This is a genomic window from Campylobacter vulpis (assembly GCF_014217995.1).
Lineage (GTDB): Bacteria > Campylobacterota > Campylobacteria > Campylobacterales > Campylobacteraceae > Campylobacter_D > Campylobacter_D vulpis.
In genome coordinates this window covers 1,453,894-1,467,372 of the sequence record NZ_CP041617.1, presented here as the reverse complement: position 1 = coordinate 1,467,372, position 13,479 = coordinate 1,453,894, and the positions used below count along the sequence as shown (strand labels likewise).

Below are 13,479 nucleotides of genomic sequence, written 5' to 3'. Positions count from 1 at the left end.
AATATGGCAAGATATAGAGGACCAGTAGAAAAATTAGAAAGACGCTTTGGAGTGAGCCTTGCATTAAAGGGCGAGAGAAGATTGGCAGGTAAGAGTGCGCTTGATAAGCGTCCTTATGCACCAGGTCAGCACGGAGCAAGAAGAGGCAAGATAAGCGAATATGGACTTCAATTAAGAGAAAAACAAAAAGCTAAATTTATGTATGGCGTAAGCGAAAAGCAATTTAGAAGATTATTTGCTGAAGCAGCTAGAAAAGAGGGAAATACAGGGGTTTTACTTATCCAGCTTTTAGAACAAAGGCTCGATAATGTCGTTTATAGAATGGGCTTTGCAACTACACGCCGTTTTGCAAGACAGCTTGTAACGCACGGACATATTTTAGTTAATGGCAGAAGAGTCGATATCCCAAGTTTTAGAGTTGAAGCGGGTGCTAAAATAGAAGTGGCAGAAAAAAGTAAAAATAATCCTCAAATCTCAAGAGCGATTGACTTAACAGCTCAAACAGGTATCGTGGCTTGGGTCGATGTGGAAAAAGATAAAAGATATGGAATTTTTACAAGAAAGCCAGAAAGAGAAGAAGTTATCATTCCTGTCGAGGAAAGATTTATTGTCGAGCTTTACTCTAAGTAAAAAGGAGCAGATATGAGACATATAACAACATCTGCTTACACACCGACTGAATTTACCATAGAAAGTCTAGGTGAAACAAGTGCTAAGATTAGTGCTTGGCCCTTTGAGATAGGTTATGGCATTACCCTAGCACACCCACTTCGTCGCTTACTTTATACCAGCACAGTGGGGTATGCGCCTACAGCTATTCATATTGAAGGCGTTGCACACGAATTTGATAGTATGCGTGGTATGCTTGAAGATGTGGCACTTTTTATCATTAACCTTAAAAAACTTCGCTTTAAGCTTAAAAGCGATAGCAATAAAGAAGTTGTCGAGTTTTATTTTAAGGGACCTAAAGAAATTCACGGCAGAGACTTAGATAATGAGCAAGTCAGTGTCGTCAATGAAGATGCGTATTTAGCGACCATTAATGAAGATGCCGAGCTTAAATTTACACTTATTATCGAGAAAGGTATAGGCTATGTGCCAAGCGAGGAAATTAAGGAGCTTTTAGATGATAATAAATTTATAGCTCTTGATGCGTTTTTTACCCCAATAAGAGAAGCGACTTATGATATAGAAAAGGTTTTATTTGAAGATAATCCAGATTATGAAAAAGTGGTTTTAACGATTACAACAGATGGGCAAATTACCCCAAATGAAGCTTTTCAAAATGCTTTAGAAGCTATGTATAAGCAATTAAGCGTTTTTGATAAAATTACAAATGTTAGAAGTATGATTAAAACACAAGCAAGCAATAGTGAACTTGAAAATACTAAGCTTCTTCAAAACATTACCGATTTAAATTTAAGTGCTAGGAGTTACAATTGCCTTGAAAAAGCTGGAATTGTTTATATCGGTGAGTTAGCCCTTATGAGTGTCAATGAACTGGCTGGACTTAAGAATTTAGGTAAGAAGTCTTTAGATGAGATTAAAAGCGTTATGGAAAGTATAGGCTTTGCTGTTGGCACTTCTAAACTTAGTAATAATAAAGATTTGCTTAAGAAAAAAATCGAAGAACTTAAAGCACAAAATGAAGGATAAATAATGAGACACAAACACGGATATAGAAAACTTGGCAGAACTTCATCACACCGTAGGGCTTTGCTAAAGAATTTAACCATAGCTCTTGTAAATAATGGGAAAATCGAAACAACTTTACCTAAGGCTAAAGAACTAAGATCTTATGTTGAGAGACTAATCACTAGAGCCAGAGAGGGCGATTTTAATGCACATAGAGCTGTTTTTGCTTCTTTGCAGGATAAATACGCTACAAATAAGCTTGTAAATGAAATTGCTCCGCAATTTAAAGAAAGAAAAGGTGGTTATACTAGAATCATTAAAACAAGAATTCGCCGTGGCGATGCTGCTGAAATGGCTTTTATAGAATTTGTAGCTTAAATAATTTAGTGGAGTCTTCCACTAAATTATCTCTTCATTTTAATTCTTAATACTTTTTTAATCTTGCTAAAAATTCAATTATTTTTGTTAAAATTTAATCACATTTTATTTTAAGGAAGAATTATGCAAGAGCGTCTTCGTATCGCGATACAAAAATCAGGTAGATTATCCAAGGAGTCTTTAGAGCTTCTCACAAAATGCGGCGTTAAAATGCATATTCACGAGCAAAGCCTAATTGCCTGTTCGACAAATTTAGCCCTAGATGTTTTAAGGGTGCGTGATGATGATATACCTGGACTAATTTTTGATGGGGTTGTAGATTTAGGTATCATAGGTGAAAATGTCCTAGAAGAACACGCTCTTGAACGTAAAGCACAAAAGGAAAGTGTTGAATTTAAGCTGCTTAAAAAGCTTGATTTTGGCTATTGTCGTCTTTCCTTAGCTCTACCTCAAAATAAAGAATTTAAAAATGTCAAAGACTTTGAGGGACTTAGAATCGCCACTTCTTACCCGCAACTTTTAAAACGCTTTATGAAGGAACAAGGCGTAAATTATAAAAATTGTATGCTAACAGGCTCTGTTGAAGTCGCTCCAAGAGCAAATTTGGCTGATGGAATTTGCGATTTAGTTTCAAGCGGAGCAACCTTGCAAGCAAATGGTTTAAAAGAGGTTAAAATCGTTTATGAATCAAAGGCTTGCTTAATACAAAAATCGGCTCCTTTAAATAAGAATTGTCAAAGCTTAGTAGATAAAATTTTATTGCGTATGGAGGGCGTTATGCAGGCAAGGGAGAGTAAATACATTATGCTCCACGCCCCAAAAGAAAAGCTTAACATCATACAAAATTTACTTCCAGGTATGGAAAAACCGACTATAATCCCTCTTTCACACGATGAAAAGAATGTCGCTTTACATATGGTAAGTAAGGAAAATTTGTTTTGGGAGACAATGGAGGCTTTAAAAGATGAGGGAGCAAGTTCGATTTTGGTCTTACCTATTGAAAAAATGTTGAGGTGAAAAATGCAAATATTAAACTATGAAAATTTAAGTCAAATACAAAAAGTAGAAGCTCTTAAACGCCCTGTGATGAGCGTTAAAGAGGAACTTGGTGGCGTGGTTGAAAAAATCATTGATGATGTGAAAAAAAGAGGCGATGAAGCACTGATAGAGCAATCCTTAAAATTCGATAAGGTTGAAATTTCAAATATTAAAATTTCACAAAAAGAACTCAATGAGGCGTGTGAGAGGATTGATGAAAATTTAAAAAGGGCAATTCAAAAGGCTTATGAAAATATCACAAAATTTCACCAAGCCCAACTTAAAGAAGTGCTAAAAGTAGAAACTAGCAAGGGTATTTGCTGCGAGCTTTTGACGCGTCCTATTGAAAGAGTGGGCTTGTATATCCCTGCAGGTTCTGCTCCACTTTTCTCCACCGCCTTAATGCTTGCTATCCCTGCAAAAATTGCTAAATGTGAAAAAATAGTCCTAGCAAGTCCTGCTAAAATTAATGATGTTGTGCTTTTTTGTGCGAAACTTTGCAAAGTTGATGAAATTTATCAAATGGGAGGGGCTGGAGCCATTGCAGCACTTGCTTATGGAACACAAAGCGTTTTAAAGGTGGATAAAATTTTTGGTCCCGGAAATGCCTTTGTAACGGAGGCAAAAAGGCAAGTAAGTAGCGATATAATGGGTGCTAGTATAGATATGCAAGCAGGACCTAGTGAAGTTTTGGTAATTGCCGATGAAAATGCTAGAGCTGATTTCGTAGCGAGTGATTTGCTTTCACAAGCCGAACACGGAGCGGACTCTCAAGTCATTTTAGTGTGTTTGAGTGAAGATTTTGCTAAGAAAGTGCAAAAAGAGCTTGAAATTCAACTTAAAAGCCTTCCTAGAAAAGAAATTGCCTCTAAAAGCTTAAACAATTCTAAAATTTTCATCGCTAAAGATTTAAATGAGGCTCTTGAAATTTCAAACACCTACGCACCCGAGCATTTAATCATACAAACACAAAATCCAAGAGAACTTTTAAGCGGTGTTAAACACGCAGGTTCTGTATTTTTGGGAGCGTATTCGCCTGAGTCTATGGGCGATTATGCAAGTGGAACTAATCATGTCTTGCCTACTTACGGACTCACAAAAACACATTCAAGCCTGAGTTTAATGGACTTTATGAAAACGATGAGCGTGCAAGAATTAAGTCTCCAAGGTTTTAAAAATTTAGCTAAAAGTGTGGAACTTATGGCAGAAGCTGAATGCTTACACGCACATAAAAATGCTGTAAGCTTGCGTTTGAGGACCTTAGAAAATGAGTGAGAAAATTCTTTTTATCGATAGAGACGGCACACTTATATGCGAACCAAAAGAGGATTTTCAAGTCGATAGCCTCGAAAAACTAGCTTTTGAAAAAGGAGCTATCCCAGCACTTTTAAAGCTGCAAAAATTCGGCTTTAGCTTTGTGCTAGTGAGTAATCAAGACGGACTTGGCACGACAAGCTTTCCTAAAGAAGACTTTGAAAAGGCACATTTTAAGATGCTTGAAATTTTGCAAAGTTGTGGCATTGAATTTAAGGATATTTTCATTTGTCCGCATTTTGAAAAGGAAAATTGTGCGTGTAGAAAGCCTAAAACCGCTCTTTTGAAAGATTATATAAAATATCAAATGTATGATAAAAATCAAAGTTTTGTCATAGGCGATAGGCAAAGCGATATGGATTTGGCTTTAAATTTGGGTGTTGTAGGGCTTAGATATGGAGAGCTTTCTTGGGAAGAGCTAACGGAGAAAATTTTAAATTCTTTTCGCTGTGTGAGTGTGAGAAGAAAGACTAAAGAGACGGACATTAGTGTCAAGGTGGCTTTAAATGGCGGTAGAGTTGTGATTGAAAGTGGAGTGGCGTTTTTAGACCATATGATAGAGCAAATTGCCGTGCATAGTGGCATAGGACTTGAGCTTTCTTGCTTGGGAGATTTGGAGATTGATGAGCATCATAGTGTAGAAGATATTGCTTTAACGCTTGGAGAAGCGATAAAAAGGGCTTTAGGAGATAAAATTGGTATAGCAAGATACGGCTTTGTTTTACCTATGGACGAGAGTTTGGCAAGTTGTGCTTTAGATTTTTCTAATCGCCCTTTTCTTAAATTTAAAGCAAAATTTAAAAAGAAAAAGCTAGGCACACTTAGCACGGAGATGATAGAACATTTTTTCTATTCTTTAAGTTATGCTTTGGGGGTAAGTTTGCATTTAAAAGTGAAAGGCAAAAATGACCATCATAAATGCGAAGCCCTTTTTAAAGCCTTTGGCAGGGCTTTAAGAGAAGCTATTAAGATAGAAAGCGAGAATTTGGCAAGTTCTAAGGGGGTGTTATGACTTTTAATAAATTGAAAACATTTTATAAGAAAATTGGCGGAAGTATGAATAGTTTTTTTGTTTTATTAATCGGCTATAAATTTATAATTTAATCTCGTAATATAAATCAAAATATCGTAAAGGTATAATATTTTGTAAAAATCTAAAACCTTTGACTTTGTAGAAGAAAATTATGTTATAAAATGACACAGCAAGATAAATAAGGTTTATGCTTTACTTATCGCAATAAGTTAAATGTCTTGTTTTTTCAAAACTTGTAGCTATAAACTTTAACATTTTTTGTAATTTATTACTATGCAAAAAGTATAGTATAAACAAACTTTACTCTTTTAAATAAATACGCAAAAACACTTTTTAAACTTTTTAAGCAGTATGAAACTCAAACTCTCATATTAATAAAAAAATTTTTAATATCAAAACAATCGCTATATTTAAAAATGAATTTAACAAAATATGGAAACGCTTGACAGTTATAAAACAAGATTTGAAAAGAACAGTGCTTTAATTTTCAATCAAGGAAATTAAATTGAAAATAAGCTATTTTGATAGCTCTGTTTTAAAAATTATTCAATTCAAATGATTGATTATGGAAAGATTTTTGAATAATATGAAGAGAAAAGTAATTTAATCCAAAAAAGGATAAAATGTTAGGAAATTTAAATTGGTTTTTGAAAAGAAAGTATATTTCATTACACTATTTTGCTAAGATGTGCTTATGAAAATCTATCTTTGCCAAACGGACACAACGGCTGGTTTTTTAAGTAAAGACAAAGCTTTATTAAACAAGCTTAAAAATCGCCCATCAAACACACCTTGTCTTATTACAGTGGCACATTTTTCCACACTTTTAAGCTTTACAAGAGTGCCAAAACACTTTAAAAATTTAGTAAGAAAAGCACAAAAAACGACCTTTATTTACCCCAATCAAAAAGCTTTAAGAATTGTAAAAAATGGCAAACACGCCAAATTTTTACAAAAACACGGCTGGTTTTACTCAAGCTCGGCAAATAAACACAAAAAGCCTTTTAAGCTTAGTTACGCTCTTTTTTTAGCGAAAAAATACAAAATAAAAATAATCGATAAAAATTTACACGAAGAAAGTGCTTCTAAAATTTTTAAACTTTCTCGTTCTAAAATGCGTAAAATGCGTTAAAATTTATCAAAAAATTAAAGGAGTAAAAAATGCCCATTGTCAATATTAAACTTGCAAAACCTGCCTTAAGCAAAGAGCAAAAAGCCGAGTTAATCGCCGATGTGAGTGAGCTTTTAAGCACGAAGTATCATAAAGCTAAAGAAAGAGTGGTTGTGATGATAGAGGATGTCGAGCCTTATGATATAGGTTTTGGAGGGGAGAGTGTGGAAAAAATTAAGGCAAAGGCACAAAAATGAAAGTTTTAAAAATAGGAGATGAAGCGCCAAATTTCGAGCTTTTAAATCAAGACGGCGTTAAAATTGCTTTGAAAGATTTTGTCGGTAAAAAGGTTATTTTGTATTTTTATCCTAAGGATAACACTCCGGGCTGCACGAGTGAGTCTTGTGATTTTTCTACGCTTTATGAAAAATTTCACGCAAAAAACGCCGTCATTTTGGGTATTAGCCCTGATAGCACGAAAAGTCACGAAAAATTTATTCAAAAATATCATTTAAATCAAACCTTACTAAGTGATGAAAATAAAGAGGTTTGTAAGGCTTATGGGGCGTGGGGTTTAAAGAAAAATTATGGTAAAGAATATGAGGGCTTAATCCGCTCAACTTTCATTATTGATGAAGGGGGCAAAATCGCTCAAATTTACAGCCCTGTGCGTGTGAAAGACCACGCCTTAAAAGTGCTTGAGAGTCTTTAATGTTTGTGCATATTTGTTGTAGTGTGGATAGTCATTATTTCGTGCAAGAGCTTCAAAAAACTTATCCTAATGAAAAAATCATAGGCTTTTTTTACGACCCTAATATCCACCCTTATAGCGAATATGAATTGCGTTTTTTAGATGTGAAAAGAAGCTGTGAAAAGCTAGGTATAAAGCTTTATAAGGGTGAGTATGAGTATGAAAAATGGCTTAGTGCGGTAAAAGGCTATGAAGATGAGCCAGAAAAGGGTGCTAGGTGTGAAATTTGCTTTGATTTTAGAATGGGTGGGAGCGTGGAATTTGCGAAAAAAATGGGAGAAAAAAAACTTACAACTACGCTTTTAACCAGTCCCAAAAAGGACTTAGACCAGCTTAAAAATGCTTTGCAAAAAGAGTGTGAGCCTTATGGGATAGAATTTATCGCACCTGATTTTCGTAAAAATGGTGGCACACAAAGGCAGTTTGCCTTAGCTAAAGAGGCTATGCTTTATCATCAAAATTATTGCGGCTGTCTTTACGCACTTTCGAAACAAAAGCAAAATAAGCCTTTTATTGACGAGCTTATAAGCCCTTTAAATAAGCAGGTTTTACCCGCTAGCATTGAAGATAGAATAAGGCTTTATAAAAAGGTGCAGAATTTAGAAAAAAAGGGCGTGAAATTCTCGCTTGAACGAGAGAAATTTTTAAATTATCGTCTTTTAAGCGGACTTTTAAAAAGGGATAAAAAAGTCATTAAAAGTCATATTTTATTTTATTCACATTTTAAAAATGTCGTAAGCAAATTTCGTATTAGTGAGAATTTAAAAGGCGAATTTAAAAGCATGAAAGATGAAATTTGCTTGTGGGATTTTGAGTATTTTAACGCAAAATGTGGGGCTAAATTTAAGACTTACGAGGATTTTTTAAAGCGTCCCTTAAGTGTGGAAAAAGAGATTAAAATAAGGCAAAAAGAATTTGGAAATTATCATCTCTCTCCCATTATCATCGTGGAAAATTTGGAAGTTGGAGTGTATGAAGTGATGGCAAAGAGTGAAATTTATTTTGATGTGAGAGAAAAATTGTTAAAGAGAGGATAAAATGAAACGATTTATTTTATTAGCATTTGCGATTTTAATGCTTAGGGCAGAGGATGGTGTTTTAAAATATGGCTTTGAGTTCAAAGATGGAGTTTATCACTTGGTAGAACTTAAAAAAGAGCAAAAAAAATTATGTCTAGGAAAAATTTGTAGCATTGAAAAAATATATGCTGAGGGTAATTATTCTTTTACTAGCACCTATGAAGGTAAGGTTGTTAATTCTTATAAAAATACTCTTTTTTTTATTCCTGATGAAAAGCTTGTTTTAGGAAATTTAGAAAATGAAAATTTAAATAAAGACTTAAATTCTTGCTCTTCAAAAGAAGTTTTTCATAAGCTTTTGCAAGATAAAAAGCATTTTTTGGAAAATGAAGAATTAAATTATTATGGAAATGAAATTAGTCAAAATTTAAAGATTGCAAAAATCACAAAAGATAAGATTTTTTTTGAGAATTTTGTCGATTATTCTTACAGCGGTGCGGCACATCCTAGCTTTTATACAAGTGGCTTTTCTTTAGATACTAAGACTATGGAGCTTAAAACCTATCTTTTAAGTGATGTTGTTGAGGATAGTTCTAAATTTAGAAATTTTATTAATAAAATTTTAAAAGAATATTTGACTAAAAATAAAGAAGAATGGGCGGATTGGGACGAGAGAGATTATTTTGGTAAAGATGAATTTGAATTTAATATTTTAAAGCAAGAGGTTGTTTTTAAGGAGAGAGGGCTTTATATCAATTTGCGTTATTTACTCAGTGAAGCGGGGCGAAGTATGGACTTTTTTGAAGTGCCTTATGAGAATTTAAAGGATTTTGCCAAGGGAGATTTAAAGCGAATTTTAGAAAAATAAAATGGGCATTTTTTATCTTTTGTTAGGTTTTTTGATGTAAAATAATTTTTTCAAATTTCAAGGGCTTTATGATGATAGATGTTATGCAAATTCAAGAGATTTTACCGCACCGCTATCCCTTTTTACTTGTCGATAAAATTACAGAATTAAAAATCAGTGAAGTGGTTAAAGGTTATAAAAATATTAGTATTAGCGATTATGTGTTTATGGGACATTTTCCAGGACACCCTATTTATCCGGGTGTTTTGATTTTAGAAGGTATGGCACAAACAGGCGGAGTTTTAGCCTTTGAAAGTATGGATAATAAGGTCAATCCTAAAGAAAAGGTTGTTTATTTTACAGGTATTGACGGGGCGAAATTTAGAAATCCTGTGCGTCCTGGTGATAGGCTTGATTATGAAATGCGTGTGGTAAAAAATCGTGGTGCTTTGTGGATTTTTGAGGGCAAGGCTTTTGTGGAGGAAAATTTGGTCGCAGAAGCTGAACTTAAAGCGATGATAGTGGATAAGTGAGAGTATTTTGAAAAAGATTCATCCTAGTGCAGTTGTAGAAGATGGTGCAATTTTAGGCGATGATGTGCAAATTGAAGCCTATGCCTTTGTGAGTAAAGAAGCTAAAATCGGCAATGGTGTGATTATTAAGCAAGGTGCAAGAATTCTAGCCGATACTACAATAGGCGATGAGAGTCGTATTTTTTCTTATGCCATTATAGGCGATATCCCACAGGACATTTCTTACAAAGATGAACAAAAAACGGGCGTGATTGTAGGCAAAAACGCTACGATTAGAGAATTTGCTACGATTAATTCAGGCACGGCAAAGGGCGATGGCTTCACTAAAATAGGCGATAATGCTTTTATAATGGCATATTGTCATATAGCTCACGATTGCATTTTGGGACATCATATTATTTTGGCAAACAATGCGACTTTAGCAGGGCATGTGGAGCTTGATGATTATGTTGTTGTTGGAGGGCTTACGCCTATTCATCAATTTGTTAAAGTGGGAGAAGGTGCTATGATAGCTGGTGCTTCGGCACTTTCTCAAGATATTGTGCCGTTTTGTTTGGCGGAGGGAAATAGGGCTAGTATTAGAAGTTTAAATTTGGTAGGAATTCGCCGTCGCTTTGAAAAAGATGAGGTTGAACGCTTAAATCAAGCTTATAAATTTTTATTTAAGGGCGGAGATTTGAAAGAAAATGCACGCGTTTTACTTGAAGAAAATGAAAGTGAAAATGTCAAAAAAATGTGCCGTTTCATTTTAGAGACAAAACGCGGAATTCCTGTATATAAAGGCAAAAATAATGGCTAAACGATGCAGTTTTTGTAATAGAGATGATAGTGATGATATAAAAATTTTAGCAAATGAAGATGGCGAAGCTTTTATTTGTGAGTATTGTGTTGAGGGTGCTTATAGTATCATTTATGGAGAAGAAAATTCTTTAAAAAAGACTAAAAATACAGAAAAAGGTGATTTGGATTTCCAAAAAATCACACCTAAAAATTTAAAAGCTTATTTAGACCGCTATGTGATAGGGCAAGATAGGGCGAAGAAGATTTTTAGCGTGGGCGTCTATAATCACTACAAAAGGCTTTTTAGAGCAGATTTAGAAGACGATGATACCGAGCTTTTTAAATCCAATATTTTACTTGTTGGTCCCACAGGTAGTGGTAAAACGCTTTTAGCACAGACTTTAGCTCGTTTTTTAGATGTGCCTATTGCTATTTGCGATGCGACTTCTTTAACGGAGGCTGGTTATGTCGGCGAAGATGTGGAAAATATACTCACACGCCTTTTACAAGCAGCTAATAATGATGTAGAAAGAGCACAAAAAGGAATCGTTTTTATCGATGAGATTGATAAAATTGCTAGAATGAGTGAAAATCGTTCCATTACGCGTGATGTAAGTGGTGAGGGTGTGCAACAAGCTCTGCTTAAAATTATAGAGGGTAGTTTGGTGAATATCCCTCCAAAAGGCGGTAGAAAGCATCCTAATCAAGACTTTATACAAATAGACACGAGTAATATTTTATTTGTATGCGGCGGTGCTTTTGATGGTTTAGAGCAAATTTTAAAACGCAAACTAGGTGATAAGGTTGTGGGTTTTTTTGATGAGAGTGGAGAAAAAGATAAGGATTTGCTAGAGAAAATCGAACCTGATGATTTGGTGCATTTTGGATTAATTCCTGAGCTTATCGGGCGTTTGCATATTATTGCTTCTTTAAATGAGCTTAATGAAGATGATATGGTAAGAATTTTAACCGAACCTAAAAACGCAATTATTAAGCAATATCAAAAACTTTTTGCTATTGATGGTGTGAATTTGAAATTTGAAGAAGACGCATTAAGGGCTATTGCAAAATTTGCACTAGAGAGAAAAACGGGTGCGAGGGGGCTTAGGAGCATTATTGAAGAAATGATGGTGGATTTGATGTTTGAATTACCTGAATACAAAGATTATGATATTGTTATCACAAAAGAGGTCGTTTGTGAGGGAGCGAAAGCTTTGTTGATTAAGAAAAAAATAAGTTAAAGGGATAGAAATGATTTTGGATCAATTAATAGGATTTTTTTCCAGTGATATGGGCATAGATTTAGGCACGGCTAATACTTTGGTTTTAGTTAAAGATAAGGGTATAGTGATTAATGAGCCTTCCGTTGTGGCTGTGGAGCGTGAAAGATACGGCTCTAAGGCTAAAATTTTAGCTGTGGGTAAAGAAGCGAAAGAAATGGTCGGTAAAACCCCGGGTAATATCGAGGCGATTCGTCCTATGAAGGACGGCGTGATTGCGGATTTTGATATGACTGAAAAAATGATTCGTTATTTTATAGAAAAAACGCATCGCAGAAAGAGCTTTTTACGCCCTAGAATCATCATCTCTGTGCCTTATGGTTTGACACAGGTTGAAAGAAAGGCTGTGCGTGAAAGTGCTTTAAGTGCTGGTGCTAGAGAGGTTTTTTTGATAGAAGAGCCTATGGCAGCGGCGATAGGGGCGAATTTACCCATACAAGAGCCTAAGGGGAATTTGGTTGTTGATATTGGAGGCGGAACGACTGAAATAGGAGTGATTTCACTTGGCGGACTTGTGATTTCAAAATCTATACGCACTGCCGGCGATAAGCTTGATATGAGCATTGTTAATTATGTTAAAGAAAAATATAATCTTGTCATAGGCGAAAGAACGGGTGAAGAGATTAAAATAACCATAGGTTCAGCCATACAACTTCCAAAAGAACTTTCTATGGTCGTAAAAGGACGCGATCAAATTAGCGGTTTGCTTTCTCGCATTGAGCTTACAAGTGAAGATGTAAGAGAGGCGATGAAAGAGCATTTAAAAGAAATAGCCGATGCACTTAAAATGGTGCTTGAGATGATGCCACCCGATTTGGCGAGTGATATAGTTGAAAATGGCGTGGTTTTAACAGGAGGCGGAGCTTTGATTCGTGGGCTTGATAAGTATTTAAGCGAATTAGTGCGTTTGCCTGTGTATGTGGCTGATGAGCCGCTTTTAGCAGTGGCTAGAGGCACAGGCAAGGCTTTAGAGGAAATTTCACTTTTGCATCAACTAACGAATGAAGAATAAAATTTTTTATGTTTTAATTTTAGCTTTTTTAGTTTTCATCTCTTTTTATTATGGGGGCGTGATAAAAAAAAATACTCTTTATGTCAATGATTTTGTCTTAAATAATCTTTATAATTTTAAGGATTATTTAAGTGCTTCCATTTCTAAGCATTTTGATCAAGCCGAGCAGATCGAAATTCTAAAAAAAAGAAATAGAGAATTAGAGGAAAATTCCATACTTCTTAATACTTTCGCAGACCGCATTAATCGTTTTTTAGAGGATAAAAACTCAACGCAATATTTTCCAAGCTTGACCCTTACAAGAGCACTTTCTTATGTGGGTGCAAATGACTATCAAAAAGTGTGGCTTGATGATTTTAAGGGTAGTTCGAAAAATCGCGGCTTGATTTATTCAGGCTTTAGTGCTGGTATAGCTGTCAATAAGGACGGCAGAACTATGGCACTTTTACAAGGTGATGAAAAATGTATTTTTTCTGTTTATATAGGCAAGGATAAGTATCCGGGCATTATACACGGCGAAAATGGCAAGGTTGTGGTGAAATTTATTCCTAAAGCTTCTAAGATAAAAGAGGGTGATGTGGTTTTTACAAGTGGGCTTGATAATGTCTTTTTTGCTGGGGTTGGCGTGGGTATTATCGAAAGCATTAAGGAAGATGATATGTATAAAAATGCCCTTGTGAAACCTTATGTAAGCCTCAATATCCCTTCTTATTTATATATCATTGAAAAAACTTACTAAAGGGCTTTG

The 13,479-nt window shown here is 34.9% G+C and carries 16 protein-coding genes; all 16 read left to right on the top strand.

Features of this window, described 5'->3' with window-relative positions; translation table 11 throughout:
• The first annotated feature begins 3 nt into the window (after nucleotides 1-3).
• The 16 genes from rpsD (at nucleotide 4) to mreC (ending at nucleotide 13,470) form a co-directional block, all read left to right on the top strand.
• Nucleotides 4-630, top strand: a complete 627-nt coding sequence (gene rpsD, locus CVULP_RS07540; RefSeq protein ID WP_099461345.1) for a 30S ribosomal protein S4 — start codon at nucleotides 4-6, stop codon at nucleotides 628-630.
• Nucleotides 631-642: 12 nt separating this feature from the next.
• On the top strand, nucleotides 643-1,656 hold the full coding sequence (locus tag CVULP_RS07535) for a DNA-directed RNA polymerase subunit alpha (protein ID WP_099507183.1): 1,014 nt from the start codon (nucleotides 643-645) through the stop codon (nucleotides 1,654-1,656).
• Nucleotides 1,657-1,659: 3 nt separating this feature from the next.
• A complete protein-coding gene (gene rplQ / locus CVULP_RS07530) occupies nucleotides 1,660-2,013 on the top strand; it encodes a 50S ribosomal protein L17 (RefSeq protein ID WP_099461347.1) in 354 nt (117 codons plus the stop codon).
• A gap of 123 nt (nucleotides 2,014-2,136) precedes the next feature.
• Nucleotides 2,137-3,030 (top strand): ATP phosphoribosyltransferase, encoded by an 894-nt coding sequence (gene hisG, locus CVULP_RS07525; RefSeq protein WP_099461348.1) that lies wholly within the window; start codon nucleotides 2,137-2,139, stop codon nucleotides 3,028-3,030.
• 3 nt (nucleotides 3,031-3,033) lie between these two features.
• Nucleotides 3,034-4,326 (top strand): histidinol dehydrogenase, encoded by a 1,293-nt coding sequence (gene hisD, locus CVULP_RS07520; protein WP_099507182.1) that lies wholly within the window; start codon nucleotides 3,034-3,036, stop codon nucleotides 4,324-4,326.
• A complete protein-coding gene (gene hisB / locus CVULP_RS07515; RefSeq protein WP_099507181.1) occupies nucleotides 4,319-5,377 on the top strand; it encodes a bifunctional histidinol-phosphatase/imidazoleglycerol-phosphate dehydratase HisB in 1,059 nt (352 codons plus the stop codon). The genes hisD and hisB overlap by 8 nt, the downstream gene beginning before the upstream one ends.
• Before the next feature lie 715 nt (nucleotides 5,378-6,092).
• A complete protein-coding gene (locus CVULP_RS07510) occupies nucleotides 6,093-6,530 on the top strand; it encodes a Sua5 YciO YrdC YwlC family protein (RefSeq protein WP_099461297.1) in 438 nt (145 codons plus the stop codon).
• A 29-nt stretch (nucleotides 6,531-6,559) separates the two neighbouring features.
• Nucleotides 6,560-6,766: a tautomerase family protein gene (locus CVULP_RS07505; protein ID WP_099462632.1), complete on the top strand. Its 207-nt coding sequence runs from the start codon at nucleotides 6,560-6,562 to the stop codon at nucleotides 6,764-6,766.
• On the top strand, nucleotides 6,763-7,221 hold the full coding sequence (bcp, locus tag CVULP_RS07500) for a thioredoxin-dependent thiol peroxidase (protein ID WP_099462631.1): 459 nt from the start codon (nucleotides 6,763-6,765) through the stop codon (nucleotides 7,219-7,221). The genes CVULP_RS07505 and bcp overlap by 4 nt, the downstream gene beginning before the upstream one ends.
• Nucleotides 7,221-8,297 carry an epoxyqueuosine reductase QueH gene (locus tag CVULP_RS07495; RefSeq protein ID WP_099507488.1) on the top strand — a complete coding sequence of 359 codons (1,077 nt, stop codon included), beginning with the start codon at nucleotides 7,221-7,223 and terminating at the stop codon, nucleotides 8,295-8,297. The genes bcp and CVULP_RS07495 overlap by 1 nt, the downstream gene beginning before the upstream one ends.
• Before the next feature lies 1 nt (nucleotide 8,298).
• Nucleotides 8,299-9,147 carry a hypothetical protein gene (locus CVULP_RS07490; RefSeq protein WP_099507487.1) on the top strand — a complete coding sequence of 283 codons (849 nt, stop codon included), beginning with the start codon at nucleotides 8,299-8,301 and terminating at the stop codon, nucleotides 9,145-9,147.
• A gap of 71 nt (nucleotides 9,148-9,218) precedes the next feature.
• The gene (gene fabZ / locus CVULP_RS07485; protein WP_099462625.1) at nucleotides 9,219-9,659 is read left to right on the top strand and encodes a 3-hydroxyacyl-ACP dehydratase FabZ; all 441 of its coding nucleotides are present in this window, start codon (nucleotides 9,219-9,221) and stop codon (nucleotides 9,657-9,659) included.
• Nucleotides 9,660-9,666: 7 nt separating this feature from the next.
• Nucleotides 9,667-10,458, top strand: a complete 792-nt coding sequence (lpxA, locus tag CVULP_RS07480; RefSeq protein ID WP_099462623.1) for an acyl-ACP--UDP-N-acetylglucosamine O-acyltransferase — start codon at nucleotides 9,667-9,669, stop codon at nucleotides 10,456-10,458.
• Nucleotides 10,451-11,680: an ATP-dependent Clp protease ATP-binding subunit ClpX gene (clpX, locus tag CVULP_RS07475; RefSeq protein WP_099462622.1), complete on the top strand. Its 1,230-nt coding sequence runs from the start codon at nucleotides 10,451-10,453 to the stop codon at nucleotides 11,678-11,680. The genes lpxA and clpX overlap by 8 nt, the downstream gene beginning before the upstream one ends.
• 10 nt (nucleotides 11,681-11,690) lie before the next feature.
• On the top strand, nucleotides 11,691-12,731 hold the full coding sequence (locus tag CVULP_RS07470) for a rod shape-determining protein (RefSeq protein ID WP_099462620.1): 1,041 nt from the start codon (nucleotides 11,691-11,693) through the stop codon (nucleotides 12,729-12,731).
• The gene (mreC, locus tag CVULP_RS07465) at nucleotides 12,721-13,470 is read left to right on the top strand and encodes a rod shape-determining protein MreC (RefSeq protein ID WP_099462618.1); all 750 of its coding nucleotides are present in this window, start codon (nucleotides 12,721-12,723) and stop codon (nucleotides 13,468-13,470) included. The genes CVULP_RS07470 and mreC overlap by 11 nt, the downstream gene beginning before the upstream one ends.
• The last annotated feature ends 9 nt before the right edge of the window (nucleotides 13,471-13,479 follow it).

Coding starts and splice junctions, on each gene's coding strand:
- CVULP_RS07510 (WP_099461297.1), top strand. CDS start 6,093: ATGAAAATCTATCTTTGCCAAACGGACACAACGGCTGGTTTTTTAAGT.
- rplQ (WP_099461347.1), top strand. CDS start 1,660: ATGAGACACAAACACGGATATAGAAAACTTGGCAGAACTTCATCACAC.
- hisD (WP_099507182.1), top strand. CDS start 3,034: ATGCAAATATTAAACTATGAAAATTTAAGTCAAATACAAAAAGTAGAA.
- hisG (WP_099461348.1), top strand. CDS start 2,137: ATGCAAGAGCGTCTTCGTATCGCGATACAAAAATCAGGTAGATTATCC.
- CVULP_RS07490 (WP_099507487.1), top strand. CDS start 8,299: ATGAAACGATTTATTTTATTAGCATTTGCGATTTTAATGCTTAGGGCA.
- CVULP_RS07495 (WP_099507488.1), top strand. CDS start 7,221: ATGTTTGTGCATATTTGTTGTAGTGTGGATAGTCATTATTTCGTGCAA.
- CVULP_RS07470 (WP_099462620.1), top strand. CDS start 11,691: ATGATTTTGGATCAATTAATAGGATTTTTTTCCAGTGATATGGGCATA.
- mreC (WP_099462618.1), top strand. CDS start 12,721: ATGAAGAATAAAATTTTTTATGTTTTAATTTTAGCTTTTTTAGTTTTC.
- CVULP_RS07535 (WP_099507183.1), top strand. CDS start 643: ATGAGACATATAACAACATCTGCTTACACACCGACTGAATTTACCATA.
- rpsD (WP_099461345.1), top strand. CDS start 4: ATGGCAAGATATAGAGGACCAGTAGAAAAATTAGAAAGACGCTTTGGA.
- hisB (WP_099507181.1), top strand. CDS start 4,319: ATGAGTGAGAAAATTCTTTTTATCGATAGAGACGGCACACTTATATGC.
- fabZ (WP_099462625.1), top strand. CDS start 9,219: ATGATAGATGTTATGCAAATTCAAGAGATTTTACCGCACCGCTATCCC.
- bcp (WP_099462631.1), top strand. CDS start 6,763: ATGAAAGTTTTAAAAATAGGAGATGAAGCGCCAAATTTCGAGCTTTTA.
- CVULP_RS07505 (WP_099462632.1), top strand. CDS start 6,560: ATGCCCATTGTCAATATTAAACTTGCAAAACCTGCCTTAAGCAAAGAG.
- clpX (WP_099462622.1), top strand. CDS start 10,451: ATGGCTAAACGATGCAGTTTTTGTAATAGAGATGATAGTGATGATATA.